Raw genomic sequence first — 1,229 nt, 5'->3', positions numbered from 1 at the left:
TGACGTGCTCCCCTGGAATGTGACCGTTTTTGTGTAGAGTCTGTTCCTGGGGGATAGACCGATGAAGGGCAGCCGATTTTCTGAAGAGCAGATTATTGGGATTTTGAAGGAGCAGGATGCTGGGTCGAAGACGGCGGATATTTGCCGCCGCCATGGCATCTCGGACGCGACGTTTTACAAATGGAAGGCCAAGTATGGCGGTCTTGAGGTGTCTGAGGCCAAGCGGCTGAAGGCACTGGAAGACGAGAACGCCAAGCTAAAGAAGCTGTTGGCCGAGGCGATGCTGGACAACGCCGTTCTGAAGGATCTGGCGGCAAAAAAATGGTAACGCCCGGGGCGAAGCGTGAAGCTGTTGCTCATGCCCGAGCTGAGTTTGGGATGAGCGAGCGCCGGGCGTGCGAAATTATCGGCATATCGCGCCGTGTGCTGCGCTACGTGTCGCGTCGGCCCGACGATGCGCCGCTACGGGCACGTTTATGCGCGCTGGCGGCGGAGCGACGGCGGTTTGGCTACCGGCGCCTGGGGCTTTTGCTGGCCCGCGAGGGTCTGAGGCCGAACCACAAGAAGCTGCTGCGCCTGTACCGGGAGGAACGCTTGGCGGTGCGCCGGCGGCGCGGGCGCAAACGGGCAATGGGCGCAAGGGCGCCGATGGTCGTACCGGCAGGGCCGAACCAGTGCTGGTCGCTGGATTTTGTCTCCGATGCCCTGGTCGGCGGCCAGCGCTTCCGGGTGCTGACGGTGATCGACCAGTTCAGCCGCGAATGCCTGGCGCTAGTGGCCGACACCTCGCTCTGCGGCGCCCGCGTGGCCCGGGAACTGGATGTCCTCATCGCCCGGCGCGGCCAGCCGGCGATGATCATCAGCGATAACGGCACGGAACTGACCTCAAATGCCATCCTGCGCTGGACGCAGGACCGGCTCATCGCTTGGCACTACATCGCCCCCGGCAAGCCCCAGCAGAACGCCTTCTGCGAAAGCTTCAACGGTAGGCTCCGCGATGAATGTCTGAACGAAACCTTGTTCACCTCTCTGCGGCATGCACGAGCGGTGCTCAGCAACTGGCGGCTCGACTACAATACGGTCAGGCCCCACACCAAACTCGGCGGCCAAACACCCGCCGAGGCCGCACGCCAATGTGCCCTGGGGCATGCCCCAGGGCACATTGAAACCACCTCAACCATCAAGCATGAAGGGGAAAGACACTGCGCCTGAGCGCGAACAAAAAGGGG

At 62.6% G+C, this 1,229-nt stretch carries 1 protein-coding gene; it reads left to right on the top strand.

What is annotated here, in order from left to right:
* The first annotated feature begins 61 nt into the window (after positions 1 to 61).
* A protein-coding gene (locus HNP71_RS14020; protein ID WP_408840929.1) for an IS3 family transposase occupies positions 62 to 1,212 on the top strand; the annotation gives its coding sequence in 2 pieces (ribosomal slippage) (positions 62 to 314 and positions 314 to 1,212; 1,152 coding nt in all).
* The last annotated feature ends 17 nt before the right edge of the window (positions 1,213 to 1,229 follow it).

The organism is Acidocella aromatica (assembly GCF_014201825.1).
Lineage (GTDB): Bacteria > Pseudomonadota > Alphaproteobacteria > Acetobacterales > Acetobacteraceae > Acidocella > Acidocella aromatica.
This window is presented reverse-complemented; position numbering and strand designations above follow the sequence as displayed.